This window comes from aff. Roholtiella sp. LEGE 12411, assembly GCF_015206995.1.
In the GTDB taxonomy this organism is placed as follows: Bacteria; Cyanobacteriota; Cyanobacteriia; order Cyanobacteriales; family Nostocaceae; genus Komarekiella.
Map to the genome: position 1 here is coordinate 1 of NZ_JADEXR010000110.1, position 20141 is coordinate 20141.

Below are 20141 nucleotides of genomic sequence, written 5' to 3' on the forward strand. Positions count from 1 at the left end.
GCATGGGAAAGAAGCTACCAATGCCTTATACTTCCCTACGGGAGGCTACGCTCAGGACATGACCTTTGACTCTTGACAAATGACCAATGACAAACCCAACAACTCCCTTACTGCCGAAAATGCCAGAAATATGGCAACAAACTCTCAATTGGCAACCAACTGCTCAACAAGAGGCGCAATTCCAAAGGCTTTATGAATTAATCCTGGAAGGTAATCGCCAGCTAAATTTAACTCGTATCACTGAGCCTCAAGAGTTTTGGGAAAAACATCTGTGGGATTCTTTGCGAGGAATTGCGCCACAGATGCGATTCATCCCGTCTCTACAGGCGGGTGCGTCTGTGATTGATATTGGCACGGGTGCAGGTTTCCCAGGTATTCCGATCGGAATTGCTGTACCTAATTGCACAATTACTCTTTTGGACTCCACTCGGAAAAAAATTACTTTTCTCGAAAAAATTTTGATTGAACTTGCTTTTACCAATGCCAAAACTCTGATTGGTAGAGCTGAAGAAATAGGTCAGCAATCCCAACACCGTCAAACCTACGATGTTGCCTTAATCCGTGCTGTTGGGACAGCCTCTGTCTGTGCAGAATATGCACTACCATTGCTCAAACAGGGTGGGTTAGCCATCATTTATCGTGGTAATTACACAGAAGATCAAACAACTACTTTGCAAAATACTGTCAAGCAGCTAGGTGGAGTTGTTGAATCAATAGAGCAATTTCTCACTCCCATTAGTACAAGCATCCGTCACTGTTTGTATTTGCGTAAAACAGCAACTACACCGGCTAATTTTCCTCGTGCTGTTGGTGTATCTACGCAAAATCCACTATAATTCAATACGGTTAAGCAAAAGGAATTTCAATTATAAATTCCGTTCCCTCACCAAGAATAGAATTACAACTCAACTTGCCGCTATGGGTTTCTTCTACAATTTGACGAGCGATCGCTAATCCCAATCCTGTTCCCTTACCAACGTCTTTGGTGGTAAATAGGTGGTCAAAGATACGCACTTTAATCTCCTCTGGCATTCCTGATCCGTTATCCTTGATGCAAATTGTTACTGTATGCTGGTCGCTGGATACTTCGGTACGAATGGTAATTTGCTGAGGATTGGCTTGCAGTTGAGCAAAGGTTCGTCCAACGCTTTCCATATCTAATACATCAATTGCATTAGCAAGGATGTTCATAAATACTTGATTTAACTGTCCTAAAAAGCATTTAACAGGCGGTAATTTAGCATAATCTGTAATCACCTCAATCGCTGGACGTTTATCCGACGCTTTCAGGCGATATTTCAAAATCAACAGTGTACTTTCAATCCCTTCATGGAGGTTACAAGCAACTTTTTCCGATGTATCGGCTCTGGAAAAGGTGCGGAGACTAGTGCTAATATCTGTAATGCGTTCTGTAGCTACCTGCATCGAACTTAGTAGTTTTGGTAAGTCTTCAAAGATAAATTCTAGGTCAATATCTTCTGCATGGTCGATGACTATGGCTGCTGGAGTGGGATAATTTTGTTTAAGCAATTTTATATGGGCAAATAAATCTTGGATATATTCTTCGGCATTGCTGAGACTGCCTTTGAGAAATCCAATTGGATTGTTGATTTCGTGTGCTACCCCTGCAACTAAATTACCCAAAGTTGCCATTTTTTCATTTTGCACCATTTGTAGTTGAGCTTGCTGGAGTTCTTGCAGCGTCTGTTCTAACTCCTGAGATTTTTGACGGATTTCTGTTTCAGCTTGTTTGCGATCGCTAATATCTCTAAAAAACCAAATCCGACCGTAATAATCATTACTATCCGACCAAACTGGGGCAGAATACCGCTCTAAAATGCGTCCATCCTTGAGGTAAATCTCATCATAACTCGTTTCCCTGCGGTGGTTATAAAGATACTCAACAGTGCTCAAAAATTCTTCCGGGTGTGATAGTTGCTCAAGGACAAATCCTAAGATTTTTCTGTCATCCCTCGTTTGAATTAATGCCTGTGGAATTTGCCAAACTCGGCTAAATCGTTGATTGTAAGTGCTGATATTGTGGTTTTCATCAGTCAGTAATATGCCATCAAAGGAAACTTCTTGTTGAGCAACAAAGATGGCATTACTTCGCTGAATATCTGCTAAAGATTGAGCAAGTTGAGTTGCTTTCTCTCGCTCCTTGAGTTCTGATTGTTGCACGGTTTTATAGAGTTTGGCATTTTCTAAAGAGATGGCGGCTTGGGCGCATAGTAGTTGAATAACTTCGGTGCGATCGCTCGTAAATGCGCCAATCGTTAATTGATTTTCCAAATACAGCAACCCGATTAATTTGCCCTGATGCAAAATTGGTGTACACAATACACTTTTAGGTTGTTCCTGTATAAAGTATGGATCAGCGATAAAATCGGTTTGTTTCGTTGCATCATCCAACACAACTGTTTTTAAGTTGCGTTTAACATAGTTGACAACTGTGACAGGAATGGCTTGACTGTTTTCCAAAGGTACAGACAGCAGGGTAACACCTTCATCCGTGGTGGATACAGCTTCAACCATTAAGTTATTGTATTGGAGTACAAGCAGAGCAGCCTTTTTCGCTCCAGCATTTTCCATCACCACTTGCATTAAGGTGCAAAGCAATTGTTCTAGTTGAATTTCACTGGAAAGAGCTTGTAAGGCTTTGAGAATGGTGGTTAAATCGAGAGATTCAGAAATACTGCTATTGCTAGAGTGGCTTGTTTGGATGGTTTGATGTAGGAATAAAGATGAATTGACGGTGGAAATATGCGTTTCACCCAATTGGAAGCGATGGTGTTGCGTTTGCAGGATGGGAGCAAGGAGTTGGGGATAGCGTTTTTCCAGATCATCAATTTTGGCTGGGCTTCCCCAACGAGCATAACAATAGTAGGCTTCTTGCATGTAGGATTGAGCTACCTTTTCTTTGCCCCAGTCGAGGTATAATTTAGCGGCTAGTTCATTAGCAAGGGCTTCTTCTTGGATATAGCCGTTTTCTTTGGCTCCTTTGATGGCGCGATCGTAAAGTTCCATTGCTTGATGTATTTGCCCACATACCCGATCTTTTTCTGCTTCAATTAAGTGGAATTTGTGCAAACAATTTATTGGCGCATGATATGCCCATAGTTTCATCTTTTTCTGATTAGCTGCAACTCGCTTTTGAATTCGTCTACGTTCTGGTTGTGAAGTATTTGAATATATAGCAAGCTGTGATAGAGAATCATAAAAATAGAAATGGACAACAGGGTGTAGCGCCGTTCCAGCTTCTAGATATTTGACGGTCATTTCTGCTCTTTCAATGGCTCCAGCATAGTCACCGAAAAGATAGCGAAGCATGAGTTGATTAACATAGGAAAAGAAAAGTCCAGTACCATCACCCTTCTGCTCTTGAAGTGCAGGTTGCTTTTCTTCGTTATAGCTATCACCAATTAGATAACCAGGATTTGGCGATCGCCCCAATAAATTCAATGCAACTTGATGATAAATACTAATGTAAACAAAAGCATTCGTTTGCTTAAATTGATTCACCGCCTCACGATACAACCGAGTTTCCTGCTCAACTTTTGTCAGATCCTCGCCAATTGAATACAAATGTAGGGAACGGATAAGAATAGCCCAGGATGCGTATTCTACATCCCCAGTTTCTAGTCCACTTTGATAGGCTGTGAGTAATGGATTAATAGTTTCTCTAACATGCCCATGCCAATGGTTAATAAAACAATTAACCATAAATAGTGTCTTACATTGCTGTTCTTTAGCATCGAATTTATCTAAAATCTGGAGAGCCAATTGACCAAACTGATAACCTGTCTCAATGTCCAGTAAAATTCCACAGTGAATTAGCCCATACCAGCTATACGTAAATGCTGAGAGAAACGTATTACCATATTTAATAGCTAAATTGATTTGCTTAAATACTGTAAGCGGCAATAAATCGGGACGTCCGATATATGCAGCAGATAAAGCACTGGAGAGAATCCGCATTGCTGCTAGCTGGTTAGGATTGCTCATTCGAGGTAGATTTACTAAATCCACAGGCTTTTTCCCAGCCAGAGCTAGTTTCGTTGTAGTGAGTCCGAATAATATCTCTATTTTTTTCGGTTGTTTAGGTAGCTGAATCCCTAACTTTTGTAAAACCTTCAATGCAGTGTTAATAGCTTCTTCAAGCTGATTTTGTGCAAGATATGCTTGAATCAAAATTTCGTAGGCTTTGACTTGATCAAGTAGTGATTTAGCATTTTTAATAATTATGCTAATGTATTGCTCTACTAGTTCAAATCTTCCCATCAAATAGGCTACTTCGGCAACCTGGTCATACAAACTCAATATTAATTGATAGTGAGAATTCCAAGCATTTTGGTTTAATAGTTCAATGCCTAAGTTCAAGTATCTATCAGCAGATTCATAAGCTGTGGTAGCCTTTGCTCTATGTCCAGCAATCAGGTTTAGTTGGGCTAATTCCTCTTTTTCAGATACCTGTTTAAGGTTGGAAATACCAATATTTAATTGGTTGACAATATTAAAAATGTTGGATTCGAGTTCTGTTTGAGGAGTGCTTTGCAGTAGTAATTGACCAATTTTTTGATGTGTAGATTCTTTTTGCTTTTCTGGAATAAGGGAATATGCAGCTTGTTGCACGCGATCGTGCAAAAATTTATACTTAACTGTTTGTAAACCTTGAGCTATATCCTGTGTTTCCTGCCCAACATAGAACTTGTAGATTTCACTTTGAGGCAGGATTAATCCCTCTTGCAAGGCTTTCCACAAAGCTGTTGCAGTTTCGGTTTCTGACTTTTGAGATACGATCGCCAATGTCGCCAAGTCAAATTGATTACCAATACACGCCGCTAATTTCAAGATATCCTGCGTCATCTCTGGTAACTTCTGCAACTGCAAGGCCATGAATTCAACAACATCATCGGATAGTGCTAACGCTTTCACCTGTGCAATATCACACTGCCAATTTCCACCATCCAAATCAAACTGAATCAGCCCATCTTCATACAGTGCTTTGAGAAATTGTGTACTGAAAAATGGATTACCTTGAGTTTTCTGATACACCAGGTTGGCTAGTGGTTGCGCTACTTCTGGCGAACAATTCAGCGTATCAGCAACCAGTTTATTCAGACTTTTTGTACTCAACGGTGCTAATGTAATTGTCTTAATAGTAGTATTTGCTTTACTAATTTCCTGTAGAGCTAACATCAAAGGATGGGTAGTAGAAACTTCATTATTTCGATAGGCTCCAATTAATAATAAATATCCCCTCTCTGATTCACTCATCAGCAACTGCATTAACTTCAAAGATGCTAAATCAGTCCACTGCAAGTCATCAAGAAAAATCACTAATGGATGTTCTTTTGTAGTAAATATTTCGATGAAGTTTTGAAATAGTAAATTAAAGCGATTCTGCGCCGCCGTTCCCGAAAGTTCTGGTGCAGGGGGTTGTTTACTGATAATTTGTTCTAGTTCGGGGATGACTTCAATAATGACTTGCCCATTGTCACCAAGGGCTGCTAAAATTTTAGTCCTCCAATTTGACAATTGGGCATCACTTTCACGGCTCAATTGCCCCATCAAATCACGAAATGCCTGTACAAAAGCTGAGAAAGGAATATTGCGATTAAATTGGTCAAATTTGCCTTTAATGAAGTAGCCACGCTGACGGACAATTGGTTTATGAACTTCATTAACGATCGCTGTTTTACCAATACCAGAGAAACCCGCCACCAGCATGAGTTCCGTCTGATTATTAGTAATATGATTAAACGCTTCTAGCAAAGTTTCGACTTCTGTTTCTCTACCATATAGTTTTTCGGGAATTAGGAAGCGATCGCACACATCCCGTTGTGCAATTTGGAAATCCTCAATTTTGCCGATTTCTTGGAGTTGATGTAAACAAATTTCTAAATCATATTTCAGTCCTAATGCGCTTTGATACCGATCTTCGGCATTTTTGGTCATCAATTTCATCAAGATATCTGAAACTGGCTTAGGAATTTTGGATTGCTCTAAAGGAGCGGGTTGTTTGGCAATATGGCAATGTACCAACTCCATTGCATCGTTTGATTGAAATGGTAAACTCCCTGAGAGTAACTCATAAAAAGTTACACCTAAAGAATACAAATCTGTGCGGTAGTCAATCCCACGATTCATCCGTCCTGTTTGTTCTGGAGATAAATAGCTAAGAGTTCCTTCTAAGACATTAGGACTCATCAGAGTTTGAGTTTCTCGTGGCAGCAAAGATGCAATACTAAAATCAATAAGTTTAATTTGTTTAGTTTCTGGATGAATAAGAATATTTGCAGGCTTAATATCTTTATGAATAATGCGATGACGATAAAGCAAATCTAATGTATTGCACAGAGCGATCGCAATTGGCAAAAACTCCATTAAACTCACCCCATCTTTGCATTTCCCTGACCATTCCTTTAGGGAAATGCCGCCAAAGTCTTCCATCACCAACGCAGAGCTATTGTGGTAAGGTTCTAGGCTATAAGTTTGAATAATTCCAGGTAGGTTGAGATTTTTGGCAATAGTATATTGATTACGAAATTGTACTAGTTCAGTGAAACTAGGATAAGGATTCTTCAAAAGTTTGATCACTACAGGTTTTTGATCACTCTCTCGGAAAGCACGATAAACTAGAGTTCTAAAACCGTTATAGAGTTCTTCGCTAAGTTGATATCCGGGAATGATCACTTGGGTGCTAACCATACTGCTAAATCTTAAGAACTTCTAGATTTAGTGTTCCCGGATGCAGAAAGTAATTCATCACCAAAACCCCTCTATTTACTTTCGCGACGCTACGGGTTGGCAAAGCCTCTCGTAGAGAAGGGAGAAGTTTTGAGCGGCGGCTTTCGGCGATCTGATTTTATTTTCTTAAATCTTGGCTACAAATGATACTTAAAAATTTTATTTAAAGGAAAGAACTATGAATTATTAAAATAAATAATTCATAATTCATAATTCCTTAATTACTATTAACCATTACCAAAATGTTGAATAATTGCCTCAGCAAATTCAGAACATTTTAAGGGTTTAACTGGTGGTTCTAACAACCGTGCTAAATCATAGGTAACTTGACTATTGGCGATCGCATCCCCTAAACCTTTTTTAACTAGGTCTGCGGCTTCTTGCCAACCCAGGTACTCTAGCATCATCACACCAGACAAAATCAGCGAACCGGGATTAATCCGATCCAATCCAGCGTGTTTGGGTGCGGTACCGTGGGTTGCTTCAAAAATGGCACAAGCATCACCAATATTTGCCCCTGGCCCCATTCCTAGTCCACCAACGATTGCAGCAGCCGCATCAGATAAGTAATCGCCATTCAAGTTCATCGTTGCCAGAATTGAATACTCATCAGGTCTGGTTTGGATTTGTTGAAAAATACTATCAGCAATGCGATCATTCACCAATACCTTGTTTTTCCATTTCCCATTGCCGTGGGTTTCCCAAATTGCGTTAAGAACATTTTCAACCTCCTTGACAATTTGCATTTGTTTGTCTGCGGTAAGGTTGTCAAACCCTGGATCAATTTGACGGGCGTTTTCTTCTAAGGAAATATTGGGGTTATTTTCCTTATTACTTAAAATCCAAGATTCCCGTTCAGTAACAGTAGAGCCACGAAATTCACTGGTTGCAAGTTCATAACCCCAATCACGGAAAGCGCCTTCAGTGTACTTCATAATGTTGCCTTTATGCACTAAAGTCACCTGTTGCTTGTGTTGAGGCAACAGCAAGGCGTGTTTGATAGCACGCCGTACTAGGCGTTGAGAACCGCTTTTGCTGATCGGTTTGATGCCAATGCCAGAATCGAGGGGGATTCGCTTTTTCCCATGTTCTGGGGTAGCGGGGATCAGTTCTTCATTGAGGATTTTAATCAAGCGATCGCCGATTTCGCTACCTTGGCGCCACTCAATACCTAAATAAATATCTTCGGTATTTTCCCGATAAACAATCACATCCAGCTTTTCTGGATTTTTATGGGGTGAGGGTGTACCTGCATAGTAACGGCAAGGACGCACGCAGGTGTAAAGATCAAAAATTTGCCGCAATGCTACATTTAAAGATCGAATTCCACCCCCAACTGGAGTGGTTAGCGGCCCTTTGATAGCTACACCATATTCTTGAATTGCTGTTAGACTATCTTGAGGTAAATACTGGTATGTACCGTATAAATCACATGCTTCATCTCCAACATAAACCTTGAACCAACTAATTTGACGCTGGCCCTTGTATGCCTTTGTTACCGCAGCATCTAGTACTTTTTGGGTAGCAGGCCAAATATCTATACCCGTGCCGTCACCCCGAATAAAAGGGATAATTGGATTGTCAGGCACAATAGGTTCACCATTTTTGAAGGTGATTTTTGCTCCAGTTGTAGGGGGAGTAATCTTGTCGTACATACTTCACACGCTCCTGATAGATACGCTGTTGGGCATTGGGTATTGGGAATGGGACATTGGGCATGGGACATTGGGTATTGATTAGTGATTCACCTTTTTCGCTTGTCTACCTTGTCCCCCAGTCCCTAGTGCCCAGTCCCCTTGAACAAGTAATGAGGCGCAGATTTTTCCCTTATTTCCCTTGTACAGCATTTGGGGATAAGTTATGGATTTCAGTGAAACCATCGCAATTTTGTACGATCAAAAATAGTAAACTACTTTTCGCTATCAGTGTTTCGCCTTAGAAAACACCCGATAGCAGATCGCCTACAGCGTACCCTAAAGGGCAAACGCTTCTTCACTAGACCGCTAACACGAGTAATGGCATGACAGACCCAATGATTGTATCAGGCACTGCTAATGACATCGACTCCCTCCGACGACAGTTAATCGCTGGGTCTGAAAAAGTCCAACAACAAATCATCTCACAGTTGGCAGACCTGGGTAATGAAGGATTAGATGTGTTGATGGAATTTTTACTACAACGTCGTGACAACCCAGCGACTTGGGTTGATGGCAAAGCCTACCAAGTCTTCTACAACTCTGATGCACCCAAAGCCAAGGAACTCATGCAAATTAATTTTCCTGAAGGAATTGTACCTCTAAAATCAGAGTGTGGGATTAATTACAATCCCTTGCAACAGCTACTTGCTCTTCAAGACTTCCAAGCAGCCGATCGCGAAACCATACAGAAAATGTGTGAACTAGCAGGGCCAACGGCTGTACAAAGAAAATGGTTGTATTTTACTGAGGTAAAAAATGCCCCGACTGTTGACTTGCAAACCATTAACAACCTGTGGTTAGTCCACTCTGAGGGTAAGTTTGGCTTTTCGGTACAGCGAGAAATCTGGTTGAGTTTAGGAAAAAACTGGGACAATTTCTGGTCAAAAATCGGCTGGAAAAGTGGCAATAATTGGACACGATACCCACATGAGTTTACCTGGGATTTGAGTGCCCCCAAAGGTCACTTACCCCTCTCTAATCAACTGCGAGGGGTACAAGTTATGTCTTCTCTACTATCTCACCCTGCTTGGTCTAAAAGTCCAGAAAAATGATTTTGAGTTTAAGTCAAAAGAAATACCTTATTGTTGGAGAGTCAAATCAGAGACGCCTATTAATCGTGTCGTATACGGAGAGAGGAAATTTGATTCGCCTGATTAGTGCAAGAGTTGTAACGCCAGTCGAGCGAGAAGCCTATGAAGAAGGGTAAACCAGAAATGGAAGATGATCTGCAGTCAGAGTATGACTTAAAGAGCCTAAAGGTCAGAAAGTTAGGCTCTGGGCGAAAGAGCTTTGGTGAGGCAATGATTCGTTTAGAACCTGATGTTGCACAGATGTTTCCCAATGCTGATGCTGTCAATGAGGCTCTACGGTTTCTGATCAGAGTTATGCAGAAAAATCAAATTCCTACACCAACAATGCAGCCTAATACTTCGTCAGATTGGACGGATGAAAGCCCATAATACTGAGTTTAATGTTACTTTGTGCCCCTCAACTCCACTGATAAAGGATTGCTATGCAAGATACTTATATAGTACTGAACTTACAAGAGAGGAATTAATAGCATTACTCGAATAAAATTGTTTGGAGAGTTTCTCTACCAATCCACAATCTCAAATCGGCTTATGGCAAAAGTTCGTCTAGAAGACATTAAACGAAGATTTAACAATGTCACCGCTATTGAAGACATTACCTTTGAAATTCCTGATGGAGAGTTTTGGGTTTTTGTCGGCCCATCGGGTTGTGGTAAGTCTACAATTTTGCGAACGATCGCCGGTTTAGAAAGTGCTACATCTGGCAAACTGTTTATTGGCGATTCGTTGGTGAATAATGTCCCAGCCAGACAGCGAGATGTGGCAATGGTATTCCAAAACTACGCTCTCTATCCTCACATGACGGTGGCGCAAAACATTGCCTTTGGGTTGCAGATGCGGAAAGTTGACTCGAAAATTATTCAAGAACGAGTCAAGACGGTGGCGCGATCGCTTTCTCTCGAACACCTGCTAGATCGTAAACCCAAGCAACTTTCTGGGGGCCAACAACAACGGGTAGCATTAGGAAGAGCGATCGCCCGTGAACCACAAGTATTTTTACTTGATGAACCTTTGTCTAATTTAGATGCCCAATTGCGAGACGATACAAGGGCAGAATTAAAACAGCTACATCATGAATTAGGCATTACAACTATCTACGTCACTCACGATCAAGTTGAGGCAATGACTTTGGCTGATAAGATTGTGGTGCTCAATCGAGGACGGATTCAACAAATCGGCGATCCTCAGACTATTTATGCACATCCCGCTAATCAAATGGTAGCGACTTTTTTAGGCAGTCCTCCCATGAATATTCTGCCTGCAATTTATAAGGACGATGGTTTTGATGTCTCTGGGCAGTTATTAACAATTCCACCACATATACGAGATAATTTGCGTCTCCCTCAAGGACAAAGTTTGGATTTGGGCATTCGTCCAGAGCATATTTTGATTAATGAACCGCAAGAACAAGAAGAAAATAATACTCAACTAGTTGTGGAAGTTAAAATAGTAGAACCCTTGGGGAGAGAAACCTTAATTCGTGTAGCTTTACCCAGATCGACGACGTTGCTGAATATTCAAACAGGTGGTAATGTGCGTTTACGTCCAGGCGATCGCCTTTCTTTGCAACTAGATTTAAATCAGTTGTTTGTGTTTGATCCCAAAACTGGTATTAGAATTTGGCCTCAAGAGTAATTGTCGTTTGGCTTCAATTAAAAATGCAGAATGAAACAACAATTCTTAATTGGGCTTCAGTATCTCCATCTTTGTGATCAGAGATTCTTTTCGGGTTTTGCCACAGGGTTCAGCGCTTTGACAATCATTAACTGATTTTAGTTCATAAAAAGCACGTACTTTCTTATTCAAAAAAGTTGCTTGTTCTGCACAAATATCAAATGATGCACCCACATTATGCTCAGTTCCGTTCTCATCTACTAGGGTGACGTAGCACATGAGATCACCATTTACTATCTGTTTGACTGTGCCAATTCTTGGCTGTTCGATTATGGCTTTCTGAGTTTCTTTAGCCTCAACTTGATTGACTGTTGCAATTTTATTTACAGATGTACTCGAAGATTGGGTATTTGTTGGAGTTGGATTTGAAGATTCCGCTTTATTTTTCTCAACGGGATTTATTTTAGCTTCTTTAGCCAGATCAATTTGCGAGTTACTACAACTCATAATCCAGATGGAACAAATCATGAAAGCAATAATTGGAATTAGTTTTTTCATTGAGTGTATTTTTACGGTATCTAAATCCTCGATTCACTCTCCTGCAAAATTTTCAAAACGTCAAATTATTATTTGATATTATTTAAACTACTTGCTTTATCTGAGATTTTGTCAACTCACTTGGAGCAAATGCCCCATTTTCTGTAATTATGGCTGTAATCAAATCAGCCGGGGTGACATCAAAAGCTGGGTTGTAAAAATCTACACCAGACGGGGTGAGGATGGTGTCGCCAATTTGGTATATTTCTTCTGGGTTACGCTCCTCAATAGGAATTTTGCCACCATCAGATAACTCAAAATCTACGGTAGAAAGGGGAGCCGCAACGAAGAAAGGAATATTATGTGCTTTAGAGACGATCGCTAAACTATACGTACCAATTTTGTTAGCAGCATCGCCGTTAGCAGCAATTCTATCAGCACCAACAACTACAGCATGAATCAAACCCTGTTTCATGCAATGAGCAGCCATGTTATCAGTAATTAAGGTAACTGGAATACCCTCTTGGACGCATTCCCAGGCTGTGAGTTTTGCACCTTGCAGACGGGGACGGGTTTCGTCGGCAAACAAACGCGCCAAACGCCCTTCTCTCCAAGCGGAACGCATTACACCTAATGCAGTACCATAACCAGCAGTAGCTAGCGCCCCAGCGTTGCAGTGTGTAAGTATCGTCAGCTTTTCTGGAGTCTTAGGCAAAACTGTTAAACCGTGATCGCCGATCGCTTGACAAGTTTGCAAATCTTCAGCATTGATAGATTGAGCAGTTTGGAAGAGGGTTTGTTTGATTTCTTCTACTGTTCCCAGCGTTTCGTAGGCGGCTTTCATCATGCGGCTAATTGCCCAAAATAAATTTACCGCTGTCGGACGAGTAGAACGCAATAACTGGGCAACTTGATCTAAGTGATCTAAGAAATAATGGCGATCGCTTGTTTCAATTTCCCTGGCCCCAAGATACATTCCATAAGCTGCTGCTACACCAATCGCCGGCGCACCTCGGACAATCATCGTTTGAATCGCCCGCGCCATATCTTCACTGCGGTGAATTTCCACAAATGCATACTCATTGGGTAAGCGGGTTTGGTCAATTAGTGACACTGAATCGTTGTGCCAGATAACGGGATAAACCTGATTTGTGGAAGATGTCATAGGAAGAGTTGGTTAATAAGCATCAAATCGCTAATTAGTGCTTGTTATCACTTTGGTAGTTTAACACGCTACATTGTTGCCAGCTAAAGGATGAAGTCTCCCAATTTTTTCTATAAATCCTAGTCATCTTTTCACCTACCCTGTTGCTCAAAACCCCTTAAAAGTAAAGCATCTGAGCTTTGTTGTTCGTCGAACTAACGTTGGAATACTGTGAATTTCAATCGGTGTTGGGCTAGAAAGGAAACTATGAAAATCATCAAACCCATCACCAACTGGTTAGAAACCCGCGCTTGTTCTCCTGCATACAGCGGTTGGGTATTAGCGGGAACCGCTATTTGCTTTTTTGGAGCAGCTATTAATACGATGGCTGGGTGGTTGTACGTTATTAGTGGAGTGAGTTTTGCCCTTTTAGGTGTTGCAGCCTTTTTACCACCGCGATCGCTCAGAGGTCTATCCATCACACGCCTTCCCATCCAGCCAGTGTCAGCAGGCGACGAATTGACTGTGGAATTAGAAATCCGCAATCAGTTACAACAGCCTGTAAGCTTATTGCAAGTTGAGGATATACTACCCTTCGTCTTAGGAAAACCAGTACAAAAGGCTATCGAGACAATTCCTAGCCAAGGTAGTTACCGTTGGGTATATTACCATCCTACTGTGCGTCAGGGTGTTTATCGCTGGCACACAGTCGAACTGGGTTCTGGTGCGCCTTTAGGATTGTTCTGGTGTCGCCGTCGGCATGAGTGTGCTGCGATCGCGATTGTCTATCCCACGGTGTTACCCCTTGCTAACTGCCCTCTAGTGGACGAAATGGGACAACAAGAAAGTAACAGAGGCGATCCTCGTGGCAGACCCTTGCAAACAGCAACAGCAGGGCTGGTGCGATCGCTACGTCCTTATCGTCTAGGAGATCCCACCCGCCTAATCCATTGGCGTACCAGCGCCCGTTATGGAGAATTCAGGGTGCGGGAACTAGAGATGGTAACAGGTGGACAAGAGATAATTATTGCCCTTGACAGTGGGATTACTTGGGAAGAAGAGAACTTGGAACAAGCAGTAATTACCGCAGCGTCATTGTATTTTTATGCACAGCGTAAACAGATGCAGGTGCAACTATGGACAGCATTGACAGGTTTAATCAAAGGCGAACGTATCGTTTTAGAAACATTAGCAGCAGCGATCGCCTCAGAAAACGCTAACACAAAAGTTCCTGAAACCTACCCCTTAATTTGGCTGACCCAAAACCCCCTGAGCCTTGCTACTCTTCCTCAAGGCAGTCGCTGGGTTTTATGGCAGAATACTTTTTCACTAGAACAGGTACTAATAAACTGTGATTACCCTGGCATCATTCTACAGAGCGATCAAGCACTGCAACCCCAGCTACAAAAAACATTACGTTGATCATCAACTCAAATTTTATTGAAAGCGACGGGAAACTCCATCCCCAGGTGTCTGTAGAGGGATAGTCGCCCCGCCGCTTTGGGCATAGGGCATTGGTAGCTTATTTCCCATGCCCCATGCCCCATGCCCTTGTGAGTGGAGTTTTTCATGTCGTATTTAAGTTAAGTTTTTGTGATTTCCTAGATTCTGTTTTATCCCCGCAAACCAGACATACGAGCCTTTGAGCAAAAAGAAGACAATTTGAGTAGGTAAGGTTGGGCAAATACCCCCAGTAATCCGCCAGTGAGGCTAAGGTACAATGCAAAGAAATATTTAAATTATCAGCGGCAAAACAAAATGATCACATCAGGAGTTAACACAAAATCTAGCGATAAAAGCCTAGAGGCAATGCGACATTTTTCCGAACAATACGCCAAGCGTACTGGAACATACTTCTGTTCTGAACCTTCTGTTACCGCAGTTGTGATTGAAGGACTAGCCAAACATAAAGATGAACTAGGTGCGCCTTTATGTCCCTGTCGCCACTACGAAGATAAAGAAGCTGAAGTCCACGCCACATATTGGAACTGTCCTTGTGTGCCAATGAGAGAACGCAAAGAGTGCCACTGTATGTTGTTCCTCACCCCTGACAACGAGTTTGCTGGAGAAAACCAAGAAATCTCTCTCGAAACAATTAAAGAAGTGCGAGACAGCATGGGATGAGTGAAACCATCCCCCAAGAGTTTTGGCAAGGCGTAGAATTGTTCAATTCTGGACAGTTCTATGCTTGTCATGACACTTTAGAGGCTCTGTGGATTGAAGCCAGCGAACCAGAAAAAACTTTTTATCAAGGCATTCTGCAAATTGCTGTAGCGTTGTATCATTTAGAGAATCTTAATTGGCGAGGTGCAGTAATTTTACTGGGAGAAGGCAGCAATCGCCTGCGGCGTTACCCATCTAGTTACAGCGGCGTTGATGTAGATGAGTTATTGAGTCAGAGTGCAGCTTTGTTGAAGACATTACAACAAATAGGAGCAAACAAGATTACTGCTGGTGATTTACGTGAAAATCAAGCCTTATCTTTGCCTAAAATTGTACTAATTAATGATTAGTGAAGTTTACATAACAATACGCTTCAGATGAGATAATTTCTCTTTCAATAATCCCTGTAAAGACGCACTTAGCGGAGGATAATGAAGTGCGATTTTGCGTCTTTACTCTCACATACCTTAACTGAACTGGAGTTAGGAGTCAGAATTATTCTGAATCGTGTCTGTTTTGAGCAGCTGTAGAGTAGTAAGGTGTGGAGTGTGGCTAAGTTAAGCTCAACCAATAACCGTTATATTGACCTGTAGTGCATTTCATACCAATCAGGACTTACGCAAAAGTTGCCAAAAAGCTTAATTGATCGAACCGCCTTCTCTACGAGAGGCTTTCACCAACGCGCAGCGTCTCATAGAGAAGAACGCCGAGAATTCGTAGAGTGTGCGTAAGTCCTACCAATTTCTGAAACCTTGAGGTTGGGCACAGCGTCAATATTTCAGCCATTCGTTATCCTAAATCTCTCCAGATTGTATATTTCATATCTGGATAAACAACTTGACATAATTGGAATACAAGCTGAAATCCTAAATCCCAAATTACTATGATGCCCTGCCATAAATTGCCAAGCTCACAGATGCGTCGCTTTGGATTAGCCTTCATGCTGCCAGCTGCACTCCTAAGCGCGATCGCCTTCCCTACCCAAGTACAAACTGCTACAGCCCAAACATCTGCGGGAAATAGCCCGCTTACTATCCACTCTGATATCCAAGAATATGACGCTAAAACCCAAGTAGCAACTGCTCGCGGTAATGTGCAAATGTTGTACCCTGCTCGCCAGCTGCAAGCAACAGCCGCCCAAGCACAATACTTTACCAAAGAACGCCGGATTGATTTCAGTGGTAATGTCTATATTTTGCAACAAGGCGGCAATAGTATGCGAGCTGAGAAAGTTAGCTATCTAATTGACGAAGGGCGATTTGTCGCCTTACCCCAATCCAAGCGTCAGGTAGAGTCTATTTACATGATCCAGGAATCAGATAGTAATGGACAAGGCAATACACCTGCTCCAGCGCCACCAGCTTTCAAGCGTTCTAACTAGCATTCATCACTCAGGAAGGGCGCATCTAGCGTGAAAATTGTTTTAGAGAATATTCACAAATCTTACGGTAAACGAGTAATTATCAATCGCGTCAATCTTTCTGTTGCTCAAGGCGAAGTCGTTGGTTTACTAGGCCCCAATGGAGCTGGTAAAACGACTTCCTTTTATATAGCCACAGGTTTAGAAAAACCCAATCAGGGGAAAGTTTGGCTGGATAGTCTCGACATTACTGGCTTACCAATGCACAAAAGAGCGCGTCTGGGCATTGGTTATTTAGCACAAGAAGCAAGTGTTTTTCGCCAACTTTCAGTGCGGGATAATATTCTCTTAGTACTAGAGCAAACTAATGTGCCACGATGGGAGTGGTCAAGGCGAGTAAAAAGTTTACTGCGAGAGTTTCGTTTGGAACAATTAGCTAATAGTAAAGGAATTCAGCTTTCTGGTGGCGAGCGTCGTCGAACGGAATTAGCTAGGGCCCTTGCTGCTGGGCGAGAAGGGCCAAAATTTCTACTATTGGATGAACCATTTGCTGGGGTTGACCCTATAGCAGTCTCAGAAATCCAGAAAATCGTAGCGCAATTGCGCGATCGCGGCATGGGTATCTTAATTACAGATCACAATGTCCGCGAAACCCTCGCTATTACTGATCGCGCCTACATCATGCGTGAGGGGCAAATTCTCGCTTTTGGCACTGCTGACGAACTTTACAATAATCCGCTCGTGCGACAATACTACTTGGGAGATAACTTTCAAGTATAAATTAATAAGTATTAATTTATTGATATAAAAAGGTGTTTTTGACTTTTTTTTAATCATAAATCCACAATTTTGCTCCAATTTTTCAGCTAGTGAGAATTGAATTTCGATAGTAAATTTCAGTGAAAATGTTTTGCTTTGCCAGGGTTGCCAGGATTTAATTTTTAAAGTTGCTTATGATATCAAAGAAGCTCACACCTTTTTACACCCTCAATTCGCTGCTACCTTTCACGATCATGGATCGCTACTTAATCAGCGAATTGCTACCGACGTTTTTCTTTGGTGTCGGAGCTTTTTCATCAATTGGTGTCACAATTGATGCTGTATTTGACTTAGTACGAAAAATAGTAGAAGCCGGGCTACCTGTAGACATTGCTATTCAAGTTTTTTTGTTGAAACTGCCAAATTTCATTGTTTTGGCCTTCCCCATGTCTACCTTGCTGGCTACTTTGATGACCTATAGTCGTCTTTCTAGCGAGAGTGAATTAATTGCTCTACGAGGCTGTGGGGTGAGTGTCTATCGCATGGTGCTAACCGCTGTAATGATGAGCTTGATAGTCACAGGAATGACCTTTGTGTTTAATGAACACATCGCACCAGCCGCAAATTATCAAGCCGGTCTGACTCTAGAAGCAGCCCTGAAGTCAGATAAGCCAACTTTTAAGCAACAAAATATTTTCTATCCTGAATACCGTGACGAATCTCAGCCAGATGGTAGTAAGAACAAGATACTCATGCGCTTGTTTTATGCTGACCAGTTTGATGGTAAGCGCATGAAAGGTTTGACAATTATAGATCGTTCCACAGCAGGTCTGAATCAAATTGTGGTATCAGAATCCGCACAGTGGAATGGCTCTCAAAACGTCTGGGATTTTTACAACGGTACCATCTATTTTGTAGCGCCCGATCGCTCTTATCGCAATATTGTCAGGTTTGAACACCAACAACTGCAACTACCGCGCACGCCATTAAGTCTTGCAGAAAAAAGCCGAGACTACGGTGAGATGAATATTGGCGAAGCACTAGATCAACTAGAAGTGGAACTTCTGAGTGGCGATCGGCAAAAAATTCGTAAACTCCAAGTACGTATTCAACAAAAAATCGCCTTACCCTTTGTGTGTGTAGTTTTTGGCTTAGTAGGCGCGGCTATGGGAACCGTACCTCAGCGCACTGGGAGAGGCACTAGTTTTGGTATTAGTGTCATAGTTATTTTTTCATACTATTTAATTTTCTTTATTAGTGGTGCAATGGGACAAGCAGGTATCCTCTCTCCCTTTATGGGAGCTTGGTTACCCAACTTTATGTTTTTGGGAGTAGGTGTATTTTTATTAATGCGGGTTGCTAAACGATAAATTATGCCGATATCAAAATTAGGACTTACGCAAAAAACCTCTCAAACTCTCTAGGACTTACGCAACTGGCACACAAGGCTTCTGGTATAAGAGTCAAGGGTCAAGGGGAGCCACTGCGCCCTTGCGGCTCTGCCGACTTTTTCGCGCAGCGTCTCCGACAGATGAGGGGGTGACAACCTTGTCTCAAAGCCTTGCCAAATTAGGATTAGCTTTGTTGTGATCTAATATTTGTTTGGTTGCTCAAACTTAATTTTTCCGGCGTCTGTCCATCTCCTTAATGTTTTAGTGGAGATGCCCAACTCTTTGGCAGCGTCTCCAATTGAAATAGTCACTTCTGATGTACCTTCCATATCGATTGATGATCTAGATAGACTACAGCACTATATCTACCCATTTTGGAAATAATGTCAAGGGTTGTCTAATAAATATTTTTCAGTTTCCTGCCCATGCCCCATGCCCCATTGTCTAAAATCCCATTGCCTCAGCTACTGCTCCCAGCTTTGCCGCGATACCTTGTTTAAATAAACTCTGATTGTGTTTAATGGCTGTATCTGGGTCTTTTAGACCATTGCCAGTGAGGACGCAAACTACCGTCGCTCCAGTAGGAACTTGGTCTTTCACCTGCAATAAGCCAGCTACAGAAGCAGCGCTGGCAGGTTCGCAGAAGATGCCTTCAGATGATGCTAAAAGTCGATATGCATCAAGAATTTCTTCGTCGGTAACGGCATGGAAACTTCCCATACTTGCTGATTGTGCTGCGATCGCTAATTCCCAACTAGCAGGGTTGCCAATGCGAATTGCTGTCGCTAAAGTTTCAGGATGCGCCACTGGCTTACCAGTCACTAAGGGGGCTGCACCTGCGGCTTGGAATCCCATCATTCGGGGTAAGCGATCGCACTTTCCAGCTTGATGATATTGACAAAACCCCATCCAATATGCTGTGATATTTCCCGCATTTCCCACAGGGATACACAGCCAGTCTGGAACTTCGCCCAGCACATCGACAATTTCAAACGCCGCTGTTTTCTGCCCTTCTAGACGGTAGGGATTGACCGAATTCACTAAAGTTACCGGATAGCTTTCTGCCATCTCGCGGACAATTTCTAGCGCTTGGTCAAAATTACCTTTAATTGCCAGTACCTCTGCCCCATACAGCAATGCCTGAGCCAACTTACCCAGCGCTACATAGCCATCGGGAATTAGTACAAAAGCACTCATCCCGCCACGTCTAGCGTAAGCTGCGGCGGCGGCTGAAGTGTTGCCTGTGCTAGCACAAATTACTGCTTTTGCTCCTGCTTCTTTGGCCTTGGAAATTGCCATTGTCATCCCCCGGTCTTTAAAGCTACCAGTGGGATTAAGACCATCGTATTTGACAAACACACGTACTTGCCTACCAATCCGTTCTGCGATCGCCGGCACTGGTATTAGAGGAGTATTTCCCTCAAACAAGGTGATAACAGGCGTTTTTTCGCTGACAGGCAAGTATTCACGATAGGCTTCTATCAGTCCGGGCCAAGGTTGGCGATGAGATTTAGCAGCAGACAGGCTCAAAGTCACGGGATTATAAAAGATTGGGGATTGGGGAAGGTGGGGCCCCCTCTGGGGATAAGGGGTAATGGGGAACTCGGGGCCCCCTCTGGGGATAAGGGGTAATGG

At 42.3% G+C, this 20141-nt stretch carries 17 protein-coding genes; 11 read left to right on the top strand and 6 right to left on the bottom strand.

The genetic code is table 11. From position 1 onward, the window contains the following. Positions 1-86: 86 nt before the first annotated feature. Positions 87-836 (top strand): 16S rRNA (guanine(527)-N(7))-methyltransferase RsmG, encoded by a 750-nt coding sequence (rsmG, locus tag IQ246_RS20825; protein ID WP_194005240.1) that lies wholly within the window; start codon positions 87-89, stop codon positions 834-836. A 10-nt stretch (positions 837-846) separates the two neighbouring features. Here the strand turns inward: rsmG and IQ246_RS20830 are convergent, their stop codons facing one another. Next, the gene (locus IQ246_RS20830; RefSeq protein WP_194005241.1) at positions 847-6711 is read right to left on the bottom strand and encodes an AAA family ATPase; all 5865 of its coding nucleotides are present in this window, start codon (positions 6709-6711) and stop codon (positions 847-849) included. Positions 6712-6977: 266 nt separating this feature from the next. Continuing rightward, on the bottom strand, positions 6978-8405 hold the full coding sequence (locus tag IQ246_RS20835) for an NADP-dependent isocitrate dehydrogenase (RefSeq protein WP_194005242.1): 1428 nt from the start codon (positions 8403-8405) through the stop codon (positions 6978-6980). 365 nt (positions 8406-8770) lie between these two features. Between IQ246_RS20835 and IQ246_RS20840 the strand changes: the two genes are divergently transcribed. From IQ246_RS20840 to IQ246_RS20855, 4 genes are all read left to right on the top strand, one after another. Continuing rightward, positions 8771-9499 carry a GUN4 domain-containing protein gene (locus IQ246_RS20840; protein ID WP_194005243.1) on the top strand — a complete coding sequence of 243 codons (729 nt, stop codon included), beginning with the start codon at positions 8771-8773 and terminating at the stop codon, positions 9497-9499. Then, positions 9496-9654, top strand: coding sequence for a BrnT family toxin (locus tag IQ246_RS31330; RefSeq protein ID WP_194005244.1), 159 nt, complete (start codon positions 9496-9498; stop codon positions 9652-9654). Before IQ246_RS20840 ends, IQ246_RS31330 begins: the two co-directional genes overlap by 4 nt. Positions 9655-9661: 7 nt before the next feature. After that, positions 9662-9907 (top strand): hypothetical protein, encoded by a 246-nt coding sequence (locus IQ246_RS20850; protein ID WP_208492235.1) that lies wholly within the window; start codon positions 9662-9664, stop codon positions 9905-9907. Positions 9908-10069: 162 nt separating this feature from the next. Beyond that, positions 10070-11173 (top strand): ABC transporter ATP-binding protein, encoded by a 1104-nt coding sequence (locus tag IQ246_RS20855; RefSeq protein ID WP_194005246.1) that lies wholly within the window; start codon positions 10070-10072, stop codon positions 11171-11173. A 45-nt stretch (positions 11174-11218) separates the two neighbouring features. On the opposite strand, the gene IQ246_RS20860 is transcribed toward IQ246_RS20855, so the two are convergent. Both IQ246_RS20860 and mtnA read right to left on the bottom strand, forming a co-directional pair. Beyond that, positions 11219-11710, bottom strand: a complete 492-nt coding sequence (locus IQ246_RS20860) for a hypothetical protein (protein WP_194005247.1) — start codon at positions 11708-11710, stop codon at positions 11219-11221. 82 nt (positions 11711-11792) lie between these two features. After that, positions 11793-12854: an S-methyl-5-thioribose-1-phosphate isomerase gene (gene mtnA, locus IQ246_RS20865; RefSeq protein ID WP_194005248.1), complete on the bottom strand. Its 1062-nt coding sequence runs from the start codon at positions 12852-12854 to the stop codon at positions 11793-11795. A gap of 246 nt (positions 12855-13100) precedes the next feature. On the opposite strand from mtnA, the gene IQ246_RS20870 reads away from it, so the two are divergent. From IQ246_RS20870 to IQ246_RS20895, 6 genes are all read left to right on the top strand, one after another. Beyond that, positions 13101-14255 carry a DUF58 domain-containing protein gene (locus IQ246_RS20870; RefSeq protein ID WP_194005249.1) on the top strand — a complete coding sequence of 385 codons (1155 nt, stop codon included), beginning with the start codon at positions 13101-13103 and terminating at the stop codon, positions 14253-14255. 336 nt (positions 14256-14591) lie between these two features. Then, positions 14592-14957, top strand: coding sequence for a ferredoxin thioredoxin reductase catalytic beta subunit (locus tag IQ246_RS20875; protein ID WP_194005250.1), 366 nt, complete (start codon positions 14592-14594; stop codon positions 14955-14957). Further along, positions 14954-15346, top strand: a complete 393-nt coding sequence (locus tag IQ246_RS20880; protein WP_194005251.1) for a DUF309 domain-containing protein — start codon at positions 14954-14956, stop codon at positions 15344-15346. The genes IQ246_RS20875 and IQ246_RS20880 overlap by 4 nt, the downstream gene beginning before the upstream one ends. 533 nt (positions 15347-15879) lie before the next feature. After that, positions 15880-16377, top strand: coding sequence for an LptA/OstA family protein (locus IQ246_RS20885; RefSeq protein WP_194005252.1), 498 nt, complete (start codon positions 15880-15882; stop codon positions 16375-16377). Between the two features lie 30 nt (positions 16378-16407). Beyond that, complete coding sequence (lptB, locus tag IQ246_RS20890) at positions 16408-17136, top strand: LPS export ABC transporter ATP-binding protein (protein WP_194005253.1); 729 nt, start codon at positions 16408-16410, stop codon at positions 17134-17136. 233 nt (positions 17137-17369) lie between these two features. Continuing rightward, positions 17370-18485, top strand: coding sequence for an LptF/LptG family permease (locus tag IQ246_RS20895; protein ID WP_194005255.1), 1116 nt, complete (start codon positions 17370-17372; stop codon positions 18483-18485). 221 nt (positions 18486-18706) lie between these two features. Here the strand turns inward: IQ246_RS20895 and IQ246_RS20900 are convergent, their stop codons facing one another. Beyond that, positions 18707-18835, bottom strand: coding sequence for a MerR family DNA-binding transcriptional regulator (locus IQ246_RS20900; RefSeq protein ID WP_208492236.1), 129 nt, complete (start codon positions 18833-18835; stop codon positions 18707-18709). Positions 18836-18950: 115 nt separating this feature from the next. Then, on the bottom strand, positions 18951-20042 hold the full coding sequence (gene thrC, locus IQ246_RS20905; RefSeq protein WP_194005254.1) for a threonine synthase: 1092 nt from the start codon (positions 20040-20042) through the stop codon (positions 18951-18953). Positions 20043-20141 lie beyond the last annotated feature (99 nt).

Bases quoted from the DNA above. Each gene is read 5' to 3' on its own strand.
- rsmG (WP_194005240.1), top strand. From the start codon at position 87: ATGACAAACCCAACAACTCCCTTACTGCCGAAAATGCCAGAAATATGG.
- IQ246_RS20830 (WP_194005241.1), bottom strand. From the start codon at position 6,711: ATGGTTAGCACCCAAGTGATCATTCCCGGATATCAACTTAGCGAAGAA.
- IQ246_RS20835 (WP_194005242.1), bottom strand. From the start codon at position 8,405: ATGTACGACAAGATTACTCCCCCTACAACTGGAGCAAAAATCACCTTC.
- IQ246_RS20840 (WP_194005243.1), top strand. From the start codon at position 8,771: ATGACAGACCCAATGATTGTATCAGGCACTGCTAATGACATCGACTCC.
- IQ246_RS31330 (WP_194005244.1), top strand. From the start codon at position 9,496: ATGATTTTGAGTTTAAGTCAAAAGAAATACCTTATTGTTGGAGAGTCA.
- IQ246_RS20850 (WP_208492235.1), top strand. From the start codon at position 9,662: ATGGAAGATGATCTGCAGTCAGAGTATGACTTAAAGAGCCTAAAGGTC.
- IQ246_RS20855 (WP_194005246.1), top strand. From the start codon at position 10,070: ATGGCAAAAGTTCGTCTAGAAGACATTAAACGAAGATTTAACAATGTC.
- IQ246_RS20860 (WP_194005247.1), bottom strand. From the start codon at position 11,710: ATGAAAAAACTAATTCCAATTATTGCTTTCATGATTTGTTCCATCTGG.
- mtnA (WP_194005248.1), bottom strand. From the start codon at position 12,854: ATGACATCTTCCACAAATCAGGTTTATCCCGTTATCTGGCACAACGAT.
- IQ246_RS20870 (WP_194005249.1), top strand. From the start codon at position 13,101: ATGAAAATCATCAAACCCATCACCAACTGGTTAGAAACCCGCGCTTGT.
- IQ246_RS20875 (WP_194005250.1), top strand. From the start codon at position 14,592: ATGATCACATCAGGAGTTAACACAAAATCTAGCGATAAAAGCCTAGAG.
- IQ246_RS20880 (WP_194005251.1), top strand. From the start codon at position 14,954: ATGAGTGAAACCATCCCCCAAGAGTTTTGGCAAGGCGTAGAATTGTTC.
- IQ246_RS20885 (WP_194005252.1), top strand. From the start codon at position 15,880: ATGATGCCCTGCCATAAATTGCCAAGCTCACAGATGCGTCGCTTTGGA.
- IQ246_RS20895 (WP_194005255.1), top strand. From the start codon at position 17,370: ATGGATCGCTACTTAATCAGCGAATTGCTACCGACGTTTTTCTTTGGT.
- IQ246_RS20900 (WP_208492236.1), bottom strand. From the start codon at position 18,835: ATGGAAGGTACATCAGAAGTGACTATTTCAATTGGAGACGCTGCCAAA.